Annotated in this window: 12 protein-coding genes and 2 pseudogenes; 10 read left to right on the top strand and 4 right to left on the bottom strand. The window is 56.9% G+C overall.

The genetic code is table 11. The features are described 5' to 3' along the window. Nucleotide 1: 1 nt before the first annotated feature. The 4 genes from pilM to SIK97_RS20880 all read right to left on the bottom strand — a co-directional run bounded on the left by pilM (nucleotide 2) and on the right by SIK97_RS20880 (nucleotide 3,437). Nucleotides 2-418: a type IV pilus biogenesis protein PilM gene (pilM, locus tag SIK97_RS20895; protein WP_049593988.1), complete on the bottom strand. Its 417-nt coding sequence runs from the start codon at nucleotides 416-418 to the stop codon at nucleotides 2-4. Nucleotides 419-420: 2 nt separating this feature from the next. Beyond that, nucleotides 421-1,410 carry a toxin co-regulated pilus biosynthesis Q family protein gene (locus tag SIK97_RS20890; protein WP_049593989.1) on the bottom strand — a complete coding sequence of 330 codons (990 nt, stop codon included), beginning with the start codon at nucleotides 1,408-1,410 and terminating at the stop codon, nucleotides 421-423. A gap of 8 nt (nucleotides 1,411-1,418) precedes the next feature. Further along, the gene (locus SIK97_RS20885) at nucleotides 1,419-1,670 is read right to left on the bottom strand and encodes a hypothetical protein (protein ID WP_319610961.1); all 252 of its coding nucleotides are present in this window, start codon (nucleotides 1,668-1,670) and stop codon (nucleotides 1,419-1,421) included. Nucleotides 1,671-1,859: 189 nt separating this feature from the next. Beyond that, a complete protein-coding gene (locus tag SIK97_RS20880) occupies nucleotides 1,860-3,437 on the bottom strand; it encodes a PAS domain-containing methyl-accepting chemotaxis protein (RefSeq protein ID WP_001323889.1) in 1,578 nt (525 codons plus the stop codon). A gap of 309 nt (nucleotides 3,438-3,746) precedes the next feature. Here SIK97_RS20880 and SIK97_RS20875 point away from each other — a divergent pair, with 309 nt between their 5' ends. The 10 genes and pseudogenes from SIK97_RS20875 to SIK97_RS20830 all read left to right on the top strand — a co-directional run bounded on the left by SIK97_RS20875 (nucleotide 3,747) and on the right by SIK97_RS20830 (nucleotide 15,944). Continuing rightward, entirely contained in the window at nucleotides 3,747-4,307 is a 561-nt protein-coding gene (locus tag SIK97_RS20875) for a recombinase family protein (RefSeq protein WP_001161490.1), read from the top strand. A gap of 3 nt (nucleotides 4,308-4,310) precedes the next feature. Continuing rightward, a complete protein-coding gene (locus SIK97_RS20870) occupies nucleotides 4,311-7,277 on the top strand; it encodes a Tn3-like element TnAs1 family transposase (RefSeq protein WP_001138014.1) in 2,967 nt (988 codons plus the stop codon). Between the two features lie 688 nt (nucleotides 7,278-7,965). Beyond that, nucleotides 7,966-8,940 carry a plasmid replication initiator RepA gene (gene repA, locus SIK97_RS20865; RefSeq protein WP_158010508.1) on the top strand — a complete coding sequence of 325 codons (975 nt, stop codon included), beginning with the start codon at nucleotides 7,966-7,968 and terminating at the stop codon, nucleotides 8,938-8,940. 917 nt (nucleotides 8,941-9,857) lie between these two features. Continuing rightward, a pseudogene (locus tag SIK97_RS20860) lies at nucleotides 9,858-10,046 on the top strand (DUF2913 family protein); the annotation flags it as partial. 412 nt (nucleotides 10,047-10,458) lie between these two features. Continuing rightward, nucleotides 10,459-10,560, top strand: a pseudogene (locus SIK97_RS20855) (integrase); the annotation flags it as partial. A 284-nt stretch (nucleotides 10,561-10,844) separates the two neighbouring features. Then, nucleotides 10,845-11,972 (top strand): transporter substrate-binding protein, encoded by a 1,128-nt coding sequence (locus SIK97_RS20850; RefSeq protein ID WP_004118840.1) that lies wholly within the window; start codon nucleotides 10,845-10,847, stop codon nucleotides 11,970-11,972. Then, nucleotides 11,969-12,562 (top strand): ANTAR domain-containing response regulator, encoded by a 594-nt coding sequence (locus tag SIK97_RS20845; RefSeq protein WP_057174078.1) that lies wholly within the window; start codon nucleotides 11,969-11,971, stop codon nucleotides 12,560-12,562. The genes SIK97_RS20850 and SIK97_RS20845 overlap by 4 nt, the downstream gene beginning before the upstream one ends. After that, nucleotides 12,559-13,407: an ABC transporter permease gene (locus tag SIK97_RS20840; protein WP_004118228.1), complete on the top strand. Its 849-nt coding sequence runs from the start codon at nucleotides 12,559-12,561 to the stop codon at nucleotides 13,405-13,407. The genes SIK97_RS20845 and SIK97_RS20840 overlap by 4 nt, the downstream gene beginning before the upstream one ends. Further along, on the top strand, nucleotides 13,407-14,327 hold the full coding sequence (locus SIK97_RS20835) for an ABC transporter permease (RefSeq protein ID WP_004118227.1): 921 nt from the start codon (nucleotides 13,407-13,409) through the stop codon (nucleotides 14,325-14,327). Before SIK97_RS20840 ends, SIK97_RS20835 begins: the two co-directional genes overlap by 1 nt. A gap of 12 nt (nucleotides 14,328-14,339) precedes the next feature. Further along, entirely contained in the window at nucleotides 14,340-15,944 is a 1,605-nt protein-coding gene (locus tag SIK97_RS20830) for an ABC transporter substrate-binding protein (RefSeq protein ID WP_057174077.1), read from the top strand. Nucleotides 15,945-15,973: the final 29 nt, after the last annotated feature.

The raw sequence follows: 15,973 nt of genomic DNA, 5'->3' as shown, positions 1-15,973 counted from the left end.
ATTAATTCAGATAGACAATGTCACTGTCAGTGATACCTGAAGGCAGAGGGACACCCATCGGCGTGCCGGATGCCATCAGCAGTGTACCGTTACTGACGGTCAGGACGAGAACCGACTGACGGGCTGCAGCACGCAGGGCGCTGAGCAGGCCAGGTTGTTCCCGGGTCCAGATAAAAAGCCGGTCGTTGTGCACAGTGAAGTGGATCCCGGCAGGCAGGGGCCAGGGCAGATCCAGGTCCTGCAGGGCTGGTGTACCCTCGTAACGGTACCGCCAGTCATTGACCGCATCGGCCAGCATCAGTATCTCACTCGCGGTCTGTCTCGCGGTCAGGTCAGACGGCGTTAACCGGGATTCTGCGTGTCTCTGATACCAGCCGCCGGTCACAAGCAGTACCAGCAGCAGTAACGGCGCCAGCATGTTCACGGCGTGCCTCCCGGAAAAGGTTTATCACTGACGGAAATCACACACTGCTGGCGACTGACTCCGGCATACAGGGGAACCGCGGCTTTCTGATAGAGGGTAAACAGCCCGGTCATCACCTGTTCAAATGGCCCGTTAAAGGTCAGAGGCGCAGAAACTGGATAGTCAACCGCGACGGGCCAGATAACCAGCCATTTGCCACCACTGCAGCTGGCCGTGGAGGCCCACTGCGTGAGGGTGGTCCGCAGGGTGCTGCCGGGTTCGGCTTTCCAGACCGGGCCGGCAGGTGCGACCGGTATTGGGGCTGGAGGGGGGATGGAGGTATCGTCTTCACGCCCCTGCCGGAACGGATTACGCGGCGCTGGCGTGGCAGCAGGGGCGGAAGATGTCACGGGGACTGCTGGCTGAACGCCGGGACGAGACAGGGTCAGCGTCCGGGCATGCCAGTCCAGATGGCCCTGAATATTTTGTGAGACCAGCAGACGCTCGAGTACCCGTGTCCATTCATCATTCTGCCAGATAGTCTTGTGTCGGGTGCTGAGCGTCTGGCGCAGGGCATTTTCGTACTGCAGCTGCCAGCCATCAGGCAGAATACGGCGTATCCACTGCTCTGTTGTCAGGTTACTGACGCCGGGCAGGCTGATAACCGCCGGTTTTTGTGGTGTGCCGGTTACACGCAGCCCAGCTGCCGTGGTCGCTGCCGGGGCTGCGGGACCGGTCAGTGTGTCATGCGAGGTGGAAGGCGACATTGCCGGCACGCCAGAGGTAGCAGTCGCGGGTGTCGGGGGGATCGGGGCTGCGCGGGATGGCGCCGGCACGGTCGCCTGCACCTGCTGCTGGGTATGTGCCACCGTTTCTGCTGAGCTGCGTATCTGCCCGTCAACAAACACCAGTGCCGGGACCTGGAGCTCCGGCGCGGGTGATCTCAGTGGGGAAAACCCCGTACAGCCGGTCAGCAGTGCCGGCATGACAAACAACATTTTTTTCATACAGTTCCTTACTGGCTGGCCATGAGTTGTTTCTGACGGCGGCGGCGGTCACGATTACGTTCGCGTTGCTGGTTTTTCTGGATAAGTAATCCCAGGGTTTCCACGGTGCTGTCATCCCCTTCACAAAGCTGGTCGATCAGCGCATGCAGGACATCGCGCGGGCGGACTTCAGTACGCAGCCTGAAGGCGATACAGAGAGTGGTCTGGGTCAGGCGGTCAGTGTGCAGAGGAGAAAGTTTGTAGGATTTGGCTTTGGGCATGGGGGAACCGCAGAATTCGGAAAAAATCGTACGCTAAGCTAACGGTGTTCTCGTGACAGCTCTTTGACTAGGCTTTCTAAGGCCATTCTGATAGCCCTGACTTCCTGAAAAGCCATGGCTAAAATTTGTGCGGCTAAAAGGGATAACCGATGGTAAAGTAAGTTATCCCTGTCGAGATACTGAAAAGCGTTATCCTCGTTTTTCCCAAAACTGTTTTGCCAGTTCGCTCAGAGCGCTAGTTAACTGAGCGACAGATTTCGCACTTTGCAAATTATTCTGCCCGGTCTGTACATTGGTATCAGCAGCATCGCGTATATTGATAATACTGCGGTTTATGTCTTCACTTACTGCTCCCTGCTGCTCGACCGCAGTCGCTATTTGCGCGTTCATGTCGGTAATTTCGTTAACGCGTTGGCCAATTCCATCAAGAGCTGTAGCTGCTTCCTCTGCGTGAGCTACACTCGTGTGCGCTTGCCGACTACTTTGCTCCATGACTGTAACAGCGGATTGCGCTCGCTCTTGTAGAGCGCTGATCATGCTTTGAATATCCGTTGTCGATTGCTGTGTGCGAGCAGCAAGACTGCGAACCTCATCGGCGACAACAGCAAAACCACGCCCCTGCTCACCAGCACGCGCGGCCTCAATTGCTGCGTTGAGTGCCAACAAATTCGTTTGCTCGGCGATCCCTCGTATAACGTCAAGAACTTTTGATATCTCGTTACTTTGACCTTCAAGCTCATGAATAACCTGAGTGGCTTGCCTAATTTCACCTTCAAGGGCAGTGATTGACTGGCTTGTGTGGGCTACCAGACGCTGGCCAGATGCCGTCTCAGTGTCTGCTCTTCCGGCCGCATCTGCAGCATGCTGTGCATTGCTCGCAACCTCTTGAATGCTTGCCACCATTTGGTTTACTGCCGTTGCTATTTGATCTGTCTCTGCCTGCTGCTCAACTGTAAGTACATTGCTTGACTCAATATCCTTTAGTAGGCCTCGGGTGTGTTCGCTAAGCCGATTTGATGCATCACCTATGCGACCTACTATGGCGCCTGTTTCAGCTTGCATCATTCGTAAAGCAAACTCTATTTGGCCAAACTCATCGGTGCGCCCAGTGTAGAGGGATTGACTTAATGGGTTATTGGAAATATTCCTGGCTCTTTCAACCAGTCTTCCAAGAGGAGAGAGAATAGCCAAAACACTAACAGAGCTTAAGCTTCCTGACATTAAAGTGGCTAACAATAAGCTGCTTATTGATGTATCAGTAAGCATGCCGGCAGCCATTGCGCTTGATATAATACTACCCCATATGAGCAAGAGTATTTTCACGGAAAAGCTAGCAGCCAATTTCGGCCTCGCGGCCTTCCCGCTTCTCAATTGAGCATATAATTTTTCCGCAGCCAAAACCTGCTCAGGTTCAGGCTTGGTCCTTACAGACTGGTATTCAACAATCGAACCATTCTTAGCTATTGGCGTTACATAAGCACTTACCCAATAGTGGTCGCCATTTTTACAGCGATTTTTTACTAGCCCCATCCATGAGCGGCCAGATTTTAATGTACTCCACATATGCTCAAATGCAGCAGGCGGCATATCTGGGTGTCTTACGATGTTGTGAGGCTGGCCTAATAGTTCTTCCTCAGTGAAACCACTGATTTTAATGAAGTCAGGATTAACGTACGTGATATGGCTTTGAGGGGAGGTAGTCGAAAGAATATTGGCATCTTTTGGGAGTTCTAAGTTTCGACCCGTCACTGGTAAATTCTGGCGCATAAGAACCTCAAGGGTTGGCTGTTTTATTTTATTGTTTTCGGCATTAAGCCCAATTTCTTGAGCGTTACGATAAAGCTAGCATGGAAACGATAGGTGCAAGCAAGTTAAGGGTTGCATCGCGCATGTCAATCTAGGCTATACCCTAACTTGATGTCAGGCAGGGCCGCGCCGCTTCGTCAGAATAGAGTCTGCTTTCCCATTTTTTGACACATGCCCGCGAAGGTTATAGATTTCAGCCTGACAGAAATGGGCTTTGAGGCACAACGGAACAGAAAGTGCACTTAAGCCGCCTTCAACCAAGGAGACATCGTGCAGGGGCACCGCATCGGCTACGTCCGGGTCAGCAGCTTTGACCAGAACCCGGAACGCCAGCTGGAACAAACCCAGGTGAGCAAGGTGTTCACCGACAAGGCATCGGGCAAGGACACCCAGCGCCCCCAGCTCGAAGCGCTGCTGAGCTTCGTCCGCGAAGGCGATACAGTGGTGGTGCACAGCATGGATCGGCTGGCCCGCAACCTCGATGACCTGCGTCGCTTGGTACAGAAGCTGACTCAGCGCGGCGTGCGCATCGAGTTCCTGAAGGAGGGCCTGGTGTTCACTGGCGAGGACTCGCCGATGGCCAACCTGATGCTGTCGGTGATGGGGGCCTTCGCTGAGTTCGAGCGCGCCCTGATCCGCGAGCGGCAGCGTGAGGGCATCGCCTTGGCCAAGCAGCGTGGCGCGTACCGGGGCCGCAAGAAAGCCCTGTCCGATGAGCAGGCTGCTACCCTGCGGCAGCGAGCGACGGCCGGCGAGCCCAAGGCGCAGCTTGCCCGCGAGTTCAACATCAGCCGGGAAACCCTCTACCAGTACCTCCGCACGGACGACTGACACATGCCGCGTCGCTTGATCCTCTCGGCCACGGAGCGGGACACCCTGCTTGCGCTGCCGGAAAGCCAGGATGACCTGATCCGCTACTACACCTTCAACGACTCCGACCTGTCGCTGATCCGCCAGCGACGCGGCGACGCCAACCGCCTCGGCTTCGCCGTGCAGCTCTGCCTGCTGCGCTACCCCGGTTACGCGCTGGGAACCGACAGCGAGCTGCCCGAGCCGGTCATCCTGTGGGTGGCGAAGCAAGTCCAGGCCGAGCCGGCGAGCTGGGCAAAGTACGGCGAGCGCGACGTGACCCGTCGCGAGCATGCCCAGGAACTGCGCACCTACCTGCAACTGGCCCCGTTCGGCCTGTCCGACTTCCGCGCCCTGGTGCGCGAGCTAACCGAGCTGGCCCAGCAGACCGACAAAGGCTTGCTGCTGGCCGGTCAGGCCCTGGAGAGCCTACGGCAGAAACGACGCATCCTGCCGGCGCTGAGCGTGATTGACCGGGCCTGCTCGGAAGCCATTGCGCGAGCCAATCGGCGGGTCTACCGCGCCCTGGTCGAACCACTCACGGACTCGCATCGGGCCAAGCTGGACGAGCTGTTGAAGCTCAAGGCCGGCAGCAGCATCACCTGGTTGACCTGGCTGCGCCAGGCACCGCTGAAACCCAACTCTCGGCACATGCTGGAACACATCGAGCGGCTGAAGACATTTCAGTTGGTGGACTTGCCCGAAGGCCTGGGCCGGCACATCCACCAGAACCGCCTGCTCAAGCTGGCCCGCGAGGGTGGGCAGATGACGCCCAAAGACCTCGGTAAGTTCGAGCCGCAGCGCCGCTACGCGACCCTGGCCGCCGTGGTGCTGGAGAGCACCGCGACCGTGATCGATGAGCTGGTCGATCTGCATGACCGCATCCTGGTCAAGCTGTTCAGCGGCGCGAAGCACAAGCATCAGCAGCAGTTCCAGAAGCAGGGCAAGGCGATCAACGACAAGGTGCGCCTGTACTCCAGGATCGGCCAGGCGCTGCTGGAAGCGAAGGAAAGCGGCAGCGACCCCTATGCCGCCATCGAGGCGGTGATTCCCTGGGACGAGTTCACCGAGAGCGTCAGCGAGGCCGAGCTGCTGGCCCGGCCGGAAGGCTTCGACCACCTGCACCTGGTCGGCGAGAACTTCGCCACCCTGCGCCGTTACACGCCGGCCTTGCTGGAGGTGCTGGAACTGCGCGCCGCGCCGGCCGCGCAAGGCGTGCTGGCAGCCGTGCAGACCCTGCGTGAGATGAACGCCGACAACCTGCGCAAGGTGCCGGCCGATGCACCCACGGCCTTCATCAAGCCGCGCTGGAAGCCGCTGGTGATCACCCCGGAAGGCCTCGACCGGAAATTCTACGAAATCTGCGCCCTGTCCGAGCTGAAGAACGCCCTGCGCTCCGGCGACATCTGGGTCAAGGGCTCGCGGCAGTTCCGCGACTTCGACGACTACCTGCTGCCGGCCGAGAAGTTCGCCGCACTCAAGCGCGAGCAGGCCCTGCCCCTGGCGATCAACCCGAACAGCGACCAGTACCTGGAAGAGCGTTTGCAGCTGCTGGACGAGCAGTTGGCCACCGTCACCCGCCTGGCCAAGGACAACGAGCTGCCCGATGCCATCCTCACCGAGTCAGGGCTGAAAATCACCCCGCTGGATGCGGCGGTGCCGGATCGGGCGCAGGCGCTGATCGACCAAACCAGCCAGTTACTGCCGCGCATCAAGATCACCGAACTGCTGATGGACGTGGACGACTGGACGGGCTTCAGCCGCCACTTCACCCACTTGAAGGACGGGGCCGAGGCCAAAGACAGGACGTTGCTGCTGTCCGCAATCCTCGGTGATGCGATCAACCTCGGGCTGACCAAGATGGCCGAGTCGAGCCCCGGCCTGACCTACGCCAAGCTGTCCTGGCTGCAAGCCTGGCACATCCGCGACGAAACCTATTCGGCGGCCTTGGCCGAGCTGGTCAACCACCAGTATCGCCACGCCTTTGCCGCCCACTGGGGCGACGGCACGACCTCATCCTCCGATGGCCAGCGCTTCCGCGCGGGTGGCCGGGGCGAGAGCACCGGGCACGTCAACCCGAAGTACGGTAGCGAGCCGGGACGGCTGTTCTATACCCATATCTCCGACCAGTACGCGCCGTTCAGCACCCGCGTGGTGAATGTCGGCGTGCGCGATTCCACCTATGTGCTCGACGGCCTGCTGTACCACGAGTCCGACCTGCGGATCGAGGAGCACTACACCGACACGGCCGGCTTCACCGATCACGTCTTCGCCCTGATGCACCTGCTGGGCTTCCGTTTCGCGCCGCGCATCCGCGACCTCGGCGAAACCAAGCTGTACGTGCCGCAGGGCGTGCAAGCCTACCCGACGTTGCGCCCGCTGATCGGCGGCACCCTGAACATCAAGCACGTGCGTGCCCACTGGGACGACATCCTGCGCCTGGCCAGCTCGATCAAGCAGGGCACCGTCACCGCCTCGCTGATGCTGCGCAAGCTCGGCAGCTACCCGCGCCAGAACGGACTGGCCGTGGCCCTGCGCGAGCTGGGCCGGATCGAGCGCACGCTGTTCATCCTGGACTGGCTGCAAAGTGTTGAACTGCGCCGCCGCGTGCATGCCGGCCTGAACAAAGGTGAGGCGCGCAACTCGCTGGCCAGGGCGGTGTTCTTCAACCGCCTTGGGGAAATCAGGGATCGGAGCTTCGAGCAGCAGCGCTACCGGGCCAGCGGCCTCAACCTGGTGACGGCGGCTATCGTGCTGTGGAACACGGTGTACCTGGAACGCGCCACCCAGGGGTTGGTCGAGGCCGGCAAGCCGGTGGACGGCGAGCTGCTGCAATTCCTGTCGCCGCTGGGCTGGGAGCACATCAACCTCACCGGCGATTACGTCTGGCGGCAGAGCCGCAGACTGGAAGACGGGAAGTTTCGGCCCTTACGGATGCCCGGAAAACCTTAGCGTACGATTTTTTCCGAATTCTGCGGGCTCCCCGGCATAGGCGGCTCCCTGTAGGGTGGCGGGCGCAGGGTGCGCCTGCTGTTCAGTTGGGCCAGATAGACCCGGGTGTAATCAACGCCGCTGTCATGATGGTCAAGACTGTCGGCGGAGAGGTCGGCGGAGAGGACCGCGATCTCCGGTCGGGGACCCGCTCTCACAACGACCAGTTGTGATATCTGATCCAGGCGTCCTACAGGCGGACAGAGGGCTTTACGCTGGCTTTTCCCGGTGCAGAGCGAATCAAATGCCCCCGTTGGTCCTGAAAACCAGAAAAGACAGCCAAAAGCCAACATTATGTAAGGTGTCATTAGCAAAAAAATAAAAAATCACAATATTTAGTTTATATCGCAGTAATTAAAAGATTCGATCTTATCTACTGCCGCATAACACAACACCCAGATTAATGATCTGGATAAATTTGTCAAAACAGTCATTTATTCTTATCTGAGGCGTGATATTAGATCGTCTGTCTGCAAATGTTAAAAAACACGATCTTTTTGATCATAAACCCTGTTTTTATCAGAATAAAAAACCATCAAACTGAGTGTTAGCCGCTCTTATCCATAAGATATTTCTTAAAAAATATTGATTCCCGTCAATTTTTAACATCTCCTGATTTCGCAAGATGAAAGGCATCCCGAGAGGTGATGTGAATAAACGTCCGGTTTTGCATCCTTTTTGTGATCTAATCCCTTTTTTTGAAAAAATGGAGAAACATGAAAATGGATATGACTCATTCAACACTGGGCCGGACGTGACAACGACGGCCAGTGTCAGGGGACGGCGTCGGGGGGACCACTCAACGGTCTGTAAATGCCGGCACCCGTTCTATTTCAGACCTCCGGACTGGAAACCTCTGAAGGGGATCCACGGGCATGCCTATGCCAGTCTGGTCGCCCGCGACCGCAAAACCGGCCAGTGTTCGTTGCGGCGCCGAGTATCTGCCGATCCGATATTCATTGCGCTGCGTACGGCGCTTGGCCGCAAGCGCGGGTTCCCGAAAGTTCGTCGTGATTTACTGGATGCGGTATTCGTGCTTCTCATCTCAGCGGCAGACCTGGCCACCGGGATCGTTGTTCTCAATATTACCGAAATCAGCCGTCAGCTCAGCCCGGTGCGACCGGATGGCTCACCAGATCCCTCGCAGTATGTGGTTGTCAGCCGCCTGTCACGTCTTCTGAATGAACTGGAACGATTTGGTATCCTGGAAAATCCACGTCCTGAATTTGATTTTACGGGTAAGGTTCGTTTCCCGAAACATGTCATTATCACCGACCTGGGATGGAGCCTGACAGGGATTGATATGGCGCGTTTCCGGCATGAACGTGAGGTGCGTCTGAACAACGAGGCGCTGAAAGAAGCTCAACAACGCTGGCAGGAACGAAACCGGCTGGCCGTTCTCCGGCGCAGACAACAAAAAAGGGCAGAATCCCGGCTCAGGAAACAGTTACAGGGGTTATCGCCGGATGAACAGAAGCGCCACATAGGGGAGCGCGTCTACCGTCAGCTGGGCCCACTTCGAACATCCATCCCTCCTCAGCGTTTTGGTAAACTGGTGTACGAACAGCTTTACCAGCTACAGCTCTTTTTCCGGCCGCAGAAATGCGCGCCACCAGTCAAATGATTTGCATTTTCTCTCCAGCTAACCGCCTCCTGCGGTGATGACGTCTGCCTGAATCAGGCAAAACGGCGTTCTCTCGTCACTTCTGCCCTTACTGAGCTTCCCTGCTAACTCCGAAATGGCCACAAAACGTCGCTAACAAACAGACGTATTCTGTTGTGCACCGTTATCTGCAAAGTAGCAAACCGTCGTGAGTGCAATTGAACTTCAGTTAAGTGCAATATATTCATACCCACCATAGATAATTCATTACATACCGATTATTTCAGTCCGCAGTCTCTGTGAATAACGGGGATATTACAGGCAATTGCAAAAAAGTAGTTACAACATCCAATTAGAGCACCAAAAATGGAGCAGGTAAGAACCTCCGTGCCCCTCCTCAACATCGCGATAAACACCATCACAGGTTTGAAAGGATCGTGCCGCTTCCACCCACTACAAAACCGCCGCCGCCCCCGGCCGAAGGCCGGGGAACACCATCGCTTTTAATGATGGGTGTTGTAACTACTCTTCTTCATGCTGTGGGTGGAGCTGCGGTTAGTTGTCTGGTACACGCTCGTAAGCGGCCCTACGGCCCGCTAACGCGGAGATACGCCCCGACTGCGGCTGTCGCCTTGTCGGGTCCACTCCGACCGCGTACAGAGGCGTCTGAGATGTTTTGAGCGGGTATGGCTTTGCAGAGAAGGGGGTCGGTGAGGCAGAACCTGTCAACACAGTAGCCGGCTGCGCCGGGCAACGGCGCCACTCACTATCAGAGCTGTACTCAACTGCTGCTGGCGCCTCCATGCCGCAAAGCGGCATTCAGAGAACTTGCTCGTCAGTCCAGGCTGTGTATTCAATTCAGGGTGAACGGTTCCGAATCCTTTCTGCTTCCGGTTAAGATACATTCAGGTTCTCGAAAAATAAGGGAAATGTTCGTAGTGAATCTGAAGGAAAAATCGGCCCATCTGGCGTGGTGCGAGCTGGTTGCGCTGGCATTAGGTAGGAAGAACGGCGATATAGTGTCGCCAGTACAGTAAAATCTCTTTCTCACCAGGTGGCTGGCGACGGCGCTGAAGCAACGTCGCTTTTCGTGTGATATTACCCCCGACATCGAGTGGCTTCTGAAACTGCTGTGTCTCATTGAACGTGAGCCTGCACTGATTAATACATTGCGCGGTATTCTCGCTTGAACAAAACCAGCCCCTTCGCGCTGACGGGCCTGGTTTTGTTCTTCGGTGTACAGTACACCGTCTGACGACGGATTGCCTCCCTTTACCTCGGTGCATAGCCCTCTTCCGCCAGTGTTTTCATATGAATGGACTAGGAAATAAATTATGCTGACTCATTATTTCTGGCCATAAAGGTTCTGGCAGTGCCATCTTTCGGGTCAACAAAGGTAATATCTTCAGGATCACGACGAGGGCTGGCCAATGACAGAAATATTACGGGTTCTTCAAGAAGGGTTGGTAATGCATGGACAACATTACGCTCGAAAAAAAGCACGTGGCCGGGGGCAAATTCGGCTTCGTCACGAGGATCTTCCATCCAGAGCGTCCCCATGAATCCCTGAATAACCTGACGCCGGAGGATCACCTGCTGATGGCTGAAAAACCGGAACTCTCAAAAAGTGCGTGGAACTAAAACAGGTGTGCATTACTCCACCTCATGTTGAAGAGACCAGACTGCATCAGAAAATTGCACCATAACTGAGCAAGCCGCATCCCATTGGTGCAAAAGTGTCTCCAAAAAAAAATAATCCATTGATTTAACTGTGCTTTAAAAATGGCATGAATTTTTCATGTCGGGTATATGCAAGCAGGGGCAACCCTTAAGCCTTGAATCCATTAAATATCGACAGGTAATGAAGCCTGATTGCCCTAATAAGGACAATCAGGCTTTTTTATTAATGCAGAGAGCAAACATACGTGCAAACTATTGATATTGGAATTTTGCTTTCCACAGAAGGTACCTACAGCCACCTGGCGAACAGCACACTGCTTGGTGCGCGCCATGCCTTAGAGGAAATCAATGCCGATCCTGCTTATCCTTTTCAGCTGCGGGCCCGACATATCAACCCTGCGGGTGAACTCGCAGCCTACAGTGAAGCGGTGAGCACCTTTATCGCTCACGGCATCCGCCATATCTTCGGAACCATTACCTCTGCCAGTCGGAAGGAGATTATCCCGGACCTGGAGCAGCATAACCTGCTGCTGTGGTATGGCTGTCCTTACGAGGGGTTCGAGAGCTGCGAGCAGGTCGTATATCTGGGCGGTTGTCCGAACCAGACTCTGCTGCCACTCCTGCGGCTGGCGCTGGATATGTTCGGAAATCGCTCCTGGCTGATCGGCTCTAACTACGTCTGGGGCTGGGAAAGCAATCGTATCGCCCGTGAGGTAGTGGAAGGTTCCGGCGGTACGGTGGTGGGCGAAAAATATCTGCACCTGAGAAACAGCAACGTGACCGAGTTGATTGAGGCGATTCTCAGCACAGAGGTAGATTTTGTGCTCAATAACCTGGTAGGCGAAACCTCTTATGCGTTTCTGCGCGCACTGGACGAGGCCTGTCTTCGCGATCGGCGGACGTTAGCGGTGCTCAGCTGTAATTTTACCGAAGCCGAAGTCGCCGAAGTCGCGCCACTAAGGGCGGTACGTTTGCTTTCCTGCGGACCGTTTTTTGAGAGCGTCGATCTCGATTTTTGTGCGCGGCAGCACCTGCAACATGGCGCACAGCGCATCTCCCACTACTATATCGGCGGCTGGCGGGCAGTAAGGCTGTTTGCCAATAGCCTGCGCGAGGCCGGAAACAGCGAGCCGGGTGCGGTGCTGGCGGCACTGCATCGTCAGCACGACGTTGATTCTCCGGGCGCTCGCTCAGTAATGGCTCGAAACAACCACGCCTGTTTGCCCTGCTACATCGCTGAGTTGCAACAAACTTGCTTTCAGATACTGCATCGCGAACCGCTGCCGGTTATGCCCGATCCCTATCTCTCCGCGACCGAGCTACGTGAAAGCCGAACGGTTGCAGCCAGACCTGCTCTGAGGATTGTTAAATGAAAACGCTGCTGTCCCCGGATTTAGATGCTCAGCCGCTCCTGCTGGTAGACTGTGAAGCAAGGAGTCGCGAAGCGCTGGAAAAAAACCTGACGCGGATGGGTATCCGCTGGCATCACCTGACCGGAGATGAGGCTTTACCTCCTCTCACCCCCTGTGCAGTACTGGTGGAACTGGAGGCATTCGCCAGCCCGATAACCCTGAGCCAGATCAACCTGGCGGGAATACCGGTGATCGCGCTGACCTCACATGAGGGACTTTACCAGGTACAGCGCGCGCTGGAGTTAGGGGCAACAGCGCTCCTTACCAAGCCTATTACACAGCGAGCCATCTATACCACCCTGATGATGGCAGTGGGGCTGCGTCAGCAGTTGCATGACATTCAACAGCAACAGATGCTACTGCGCCAGCGTCTGGCAGTAATGCCGCAGATTACCCAAGCTCTGGCGGCCCAGATGCAAGCGGAAAGTATTGATGAACAACAGGCATGGGTTCGCCTGCGCTCGGAATCAATGTGTACGAACCAGTCGGTGGCACAGGTGGCGCAGAAGTGGCTGCTACGAATGTCGTCCGGCAAGCGGGGAGCACAATGAATAGAGTCGGATATTTTCTGCGCCGGCCAGCCCTGCTGCTCTCGCTGCTGTTTATTCTCCTGGTGGTGATGAGCGCGCTGTTTGCCCCCTGGCTCACCCCCTTCGATCCCGATGAACAGTTTGTCGAGGGACTGAGCCTGGAAGGCGCACCGCTTTCTCCCAACAGCACTTACTGGCTGGGAACCGATCTGCTGGGACGCGATCTCTTCTCGCGTTTAATTTACGGAGCTCGTACTTCGTTACTCATCGGTGTTGTCGCCAACGGCACTGCAGTACTGATCGGCGTCCTGGTAGGGCTTAGCGCAGGTTATCTGCAGGGGCGTATCGGAGGGCTGCTGATGCGCTTTACCGATCTGATGATGGCGTTTCCCGCACTGCTGCTGGCGATTGCCCTGGCGGCGATTTTCCAGCCAAGTGTCTGGATCGTGTCCCTGGTGATCGCCATGGTGAACTGGGTGCAGATCGCCAGGGTTATCTACGCCGAAACTAGCGCGCTTAGCGCCCGCGACTTTATCGCCGTGGAACGCACCCTGGGGGCCGGAACGTTGCGTATTCTCGGCGTGCATTTAATTCCACATCTGGCGCCAACGGTGCTGGTCTGGGCCACACTAGGCATCTCCACCACAGTCCTGCTGGAAGCTACTCTATCGTTCCTCGGGGTGGGGGTACAGCCGCCAACGCCGAGTTGGGGCAACATCATCTTTGAAAGCCAGAGCTATTTTACTTCGGCTCCCTGGCTGGTGTTCTTTCCCGGCGCGGCGATTGTGCTGCTGTCGCTCTCTTTCAATATCGCTGGTGACGCCCTGCGCGACGCCCTCGATCCCGGCTTAAAAGGACGAAACTAATGCTATTTCTGGGAAAACGTCTGTTGCATGCCGGGCTGATCCTGCTTGGCGTTACGTTGATCTGCTATTTGCTGCTGTTTATGTTGCCCGCCGATCCAGCGCGCCAAATCGCCGGGCGCAGTGCCACGCCGGAAGTAGTCGAAAACATCCGCCATCAGTTGGGGTTGGATCTGCCGTTTTATCAGCAATATTGGCGTTATCTGCAGGGGCTGCTGCACGGCGATCTGGGACGCTCGTTTATTCAGCGCAGCGAAGTGAGTGAACTGGTTTCCGCCCGTATCGGGCCGTCACTGCAGCTGATGGCGGCGGGTATTCTCTGCGAGTTGGTACTGGGGATCGCCCTCGGCACCCTGGCGGCGTTAAAACGCGGCGGGCTGGCGGACCGGCTTCTGATGGCGCTCTCCTTTATCGGTGTTTCGGCGCCGCAGTTCATCGCCGCGATGCTTTTTCTCTATCTTTTCGCCGTGGTACTCAACTGGTTCCCGATGGGAGGCTATGGCGGCTTCAGCCATCTGGCGCTACCGGCGCTAACCCTCGGCCTGCTCGGCAGCGGCTGGTATTCACGCATGTTGCGCTCGTCGATGATTGAGGTGCTGCATCAGGATTTTATCCGTACCGCGCGGGCCAAAGGGCTGGGCCGAACCCGCGTACTGCTGCGTCACGTGCTGCCGAATGCCGTGCTGCCGCTAATTCCGATGATAGGCATTGATATCGGCATTTTTATGGGCGGACTGGTGGTAGTCGAATCGGTCTTTGGCTGGCCGGGTATCGGTCAGCTGGCCTGGCAGGCGATTCAACAGGTGGATATCCCGGTGATTGTCGGGGTAACCACCGTGTCAGCGGTTGCCATTGTTGGCGGCAACCTTATTGCGGATCTGGTGCTGCCGTGGGTCGATCCGCGCATTGATGTCAAAAAGTAGCAGGGGAAGATGATGAAAAATGCGTTATTGACAATGGCGGTGGCCGCGGCCTGTTTCTCTTATGGCGCGCAGGCTGACGAGAAGACCGGCGGCGATATCGTGGTGACCTACCAGAACGACGTGGCGACCCTCGATCCGGCCATTGGCTATGACTGGCAAAACTGGTCGATGATCAAAAGCCTGTTCGACGGCCTGATGGACTATCGTCCCGGCACCACCGAGTTGGTGAACGACCTGGCGGAGAGCTACGCCATTTCCGAGGACGGCAAGGTCTACACCTTTGTGCTACGCAAAGGGGTGAAATTCCACAACGGCCGCGAGGTCACGGCGGCGGACGTGAAATATTCTCTGGAACGCACAGTCAACCCGAAAACCCAAAGTCCGGGCGCCGGGTTCTTCAGTCCCATCGCGGGCTATGACGAGGAGGCCAGCAGTAAAAGCACGACCCTGAGCGGTATCGAGGTCGTCGACGATCATACGGTAAAAATCACTCTGAAAGAGCCCAACGCCACCTTCCTGCATGTGCTGGCGCTGAACTTTGCCTCGGTGGTTCCCCGTGAGGAGGTGGAGAAATGGGGCGCCGACTTCGGCAAGCATCCGGTCGGCAGCGGCGCGTTTGAGCTCCAGGAGTGGAAGCTGGGCCAGGAGCTGATCTTCCGCAAAAACCCGAACTACTTTAAAGCCGGCGTGCCGCGGCTGGATCACATAAAGTTCGAAATGGGACAGGATCCCTCGGTCGCTCTGCTGCGGCTGGAAAAAGGCGAAGTGGATATTGCCGGCGACGGCGTACCGCCCGCACAGTTTCTGTCGTTTAAAAACAACCCGGCCTATAAGGGCCTGATGGTCACCGGCGACCAGTTGCAGACCGGCTACGTGACGATGAAAACCACGCTGCCGCCTTTCGATAATCTCAAAGTCCGCCAGGCGGTGAACATGGCGGTCAACAAAGATCGCATCATGCGCATCATTAATGGACGCGCGGCGCCGGCCAACCAGCCACTGCCACCCGCCATGCCCGGTTATGACAAGGCATATCAGGGTTTCAGCTACGACCCGGCAAAAGCGAAGCAACTGCTCAGCGAAGCGGGTTTCCCCAACGGTTTTGCTACCGAACTGTACGTGATGAATACCGATCCGCAGCCGCGTATCGCCCAGTCTATCCAGCAGGATCTGGCCAAAGTGGGCATCCACGCCAGCATCAAATCCCTGGCGCAGGCGAATGTGATTGCGGCGGGCGGCTCCGCCAGCCAAGCGCCGATGGTCTGGTCCGGCGGCATGGCGTGGATCGCCGATTTCCCGGATCCCTCCAACTTCTATGGCCCGATCCTCGGCTGCGCCGGGGCGGTAGAGGGCGGCTGGAACTGGGCGCGCTACTGCAACAAAGCGCTGGACGCGCAGGCGGCCGCGGCGGACAGCATGGTGAAACCCGACCAGCAGGACGCGCGCATTGAAGCCTGGCGCAAAATCTTCATCACTGCAATGGATGACGCGCCCTGGGTGCCGGTATTCAACGAGAAGCGCTACACCGTACATTCCGCACGCATGGGGGGCGAGGACGCGCTGTATGTCGATCCAGTGCATGTACCAGTCAACTACGACTATATCGGACTGAAATAATTTGATGGCGCCGGGACGGCGCCGCTGCT

The sequence above is a fragment of the Klebsiella sp. JN_Kp126 genome (genome assembly GCF_033843325.1).
Classification (GTDB): Bacteria; Pseudomonadota; Gammaproteobacteria; order Enterobacterales; family Enterobacteriaceae; genus Klebsiella; species Klebsiella michiganensis.
Note: the sequence above shows the minus strand (reverse complement) of the source record. Positions and strands in the feature narration are given on the sequence as shown.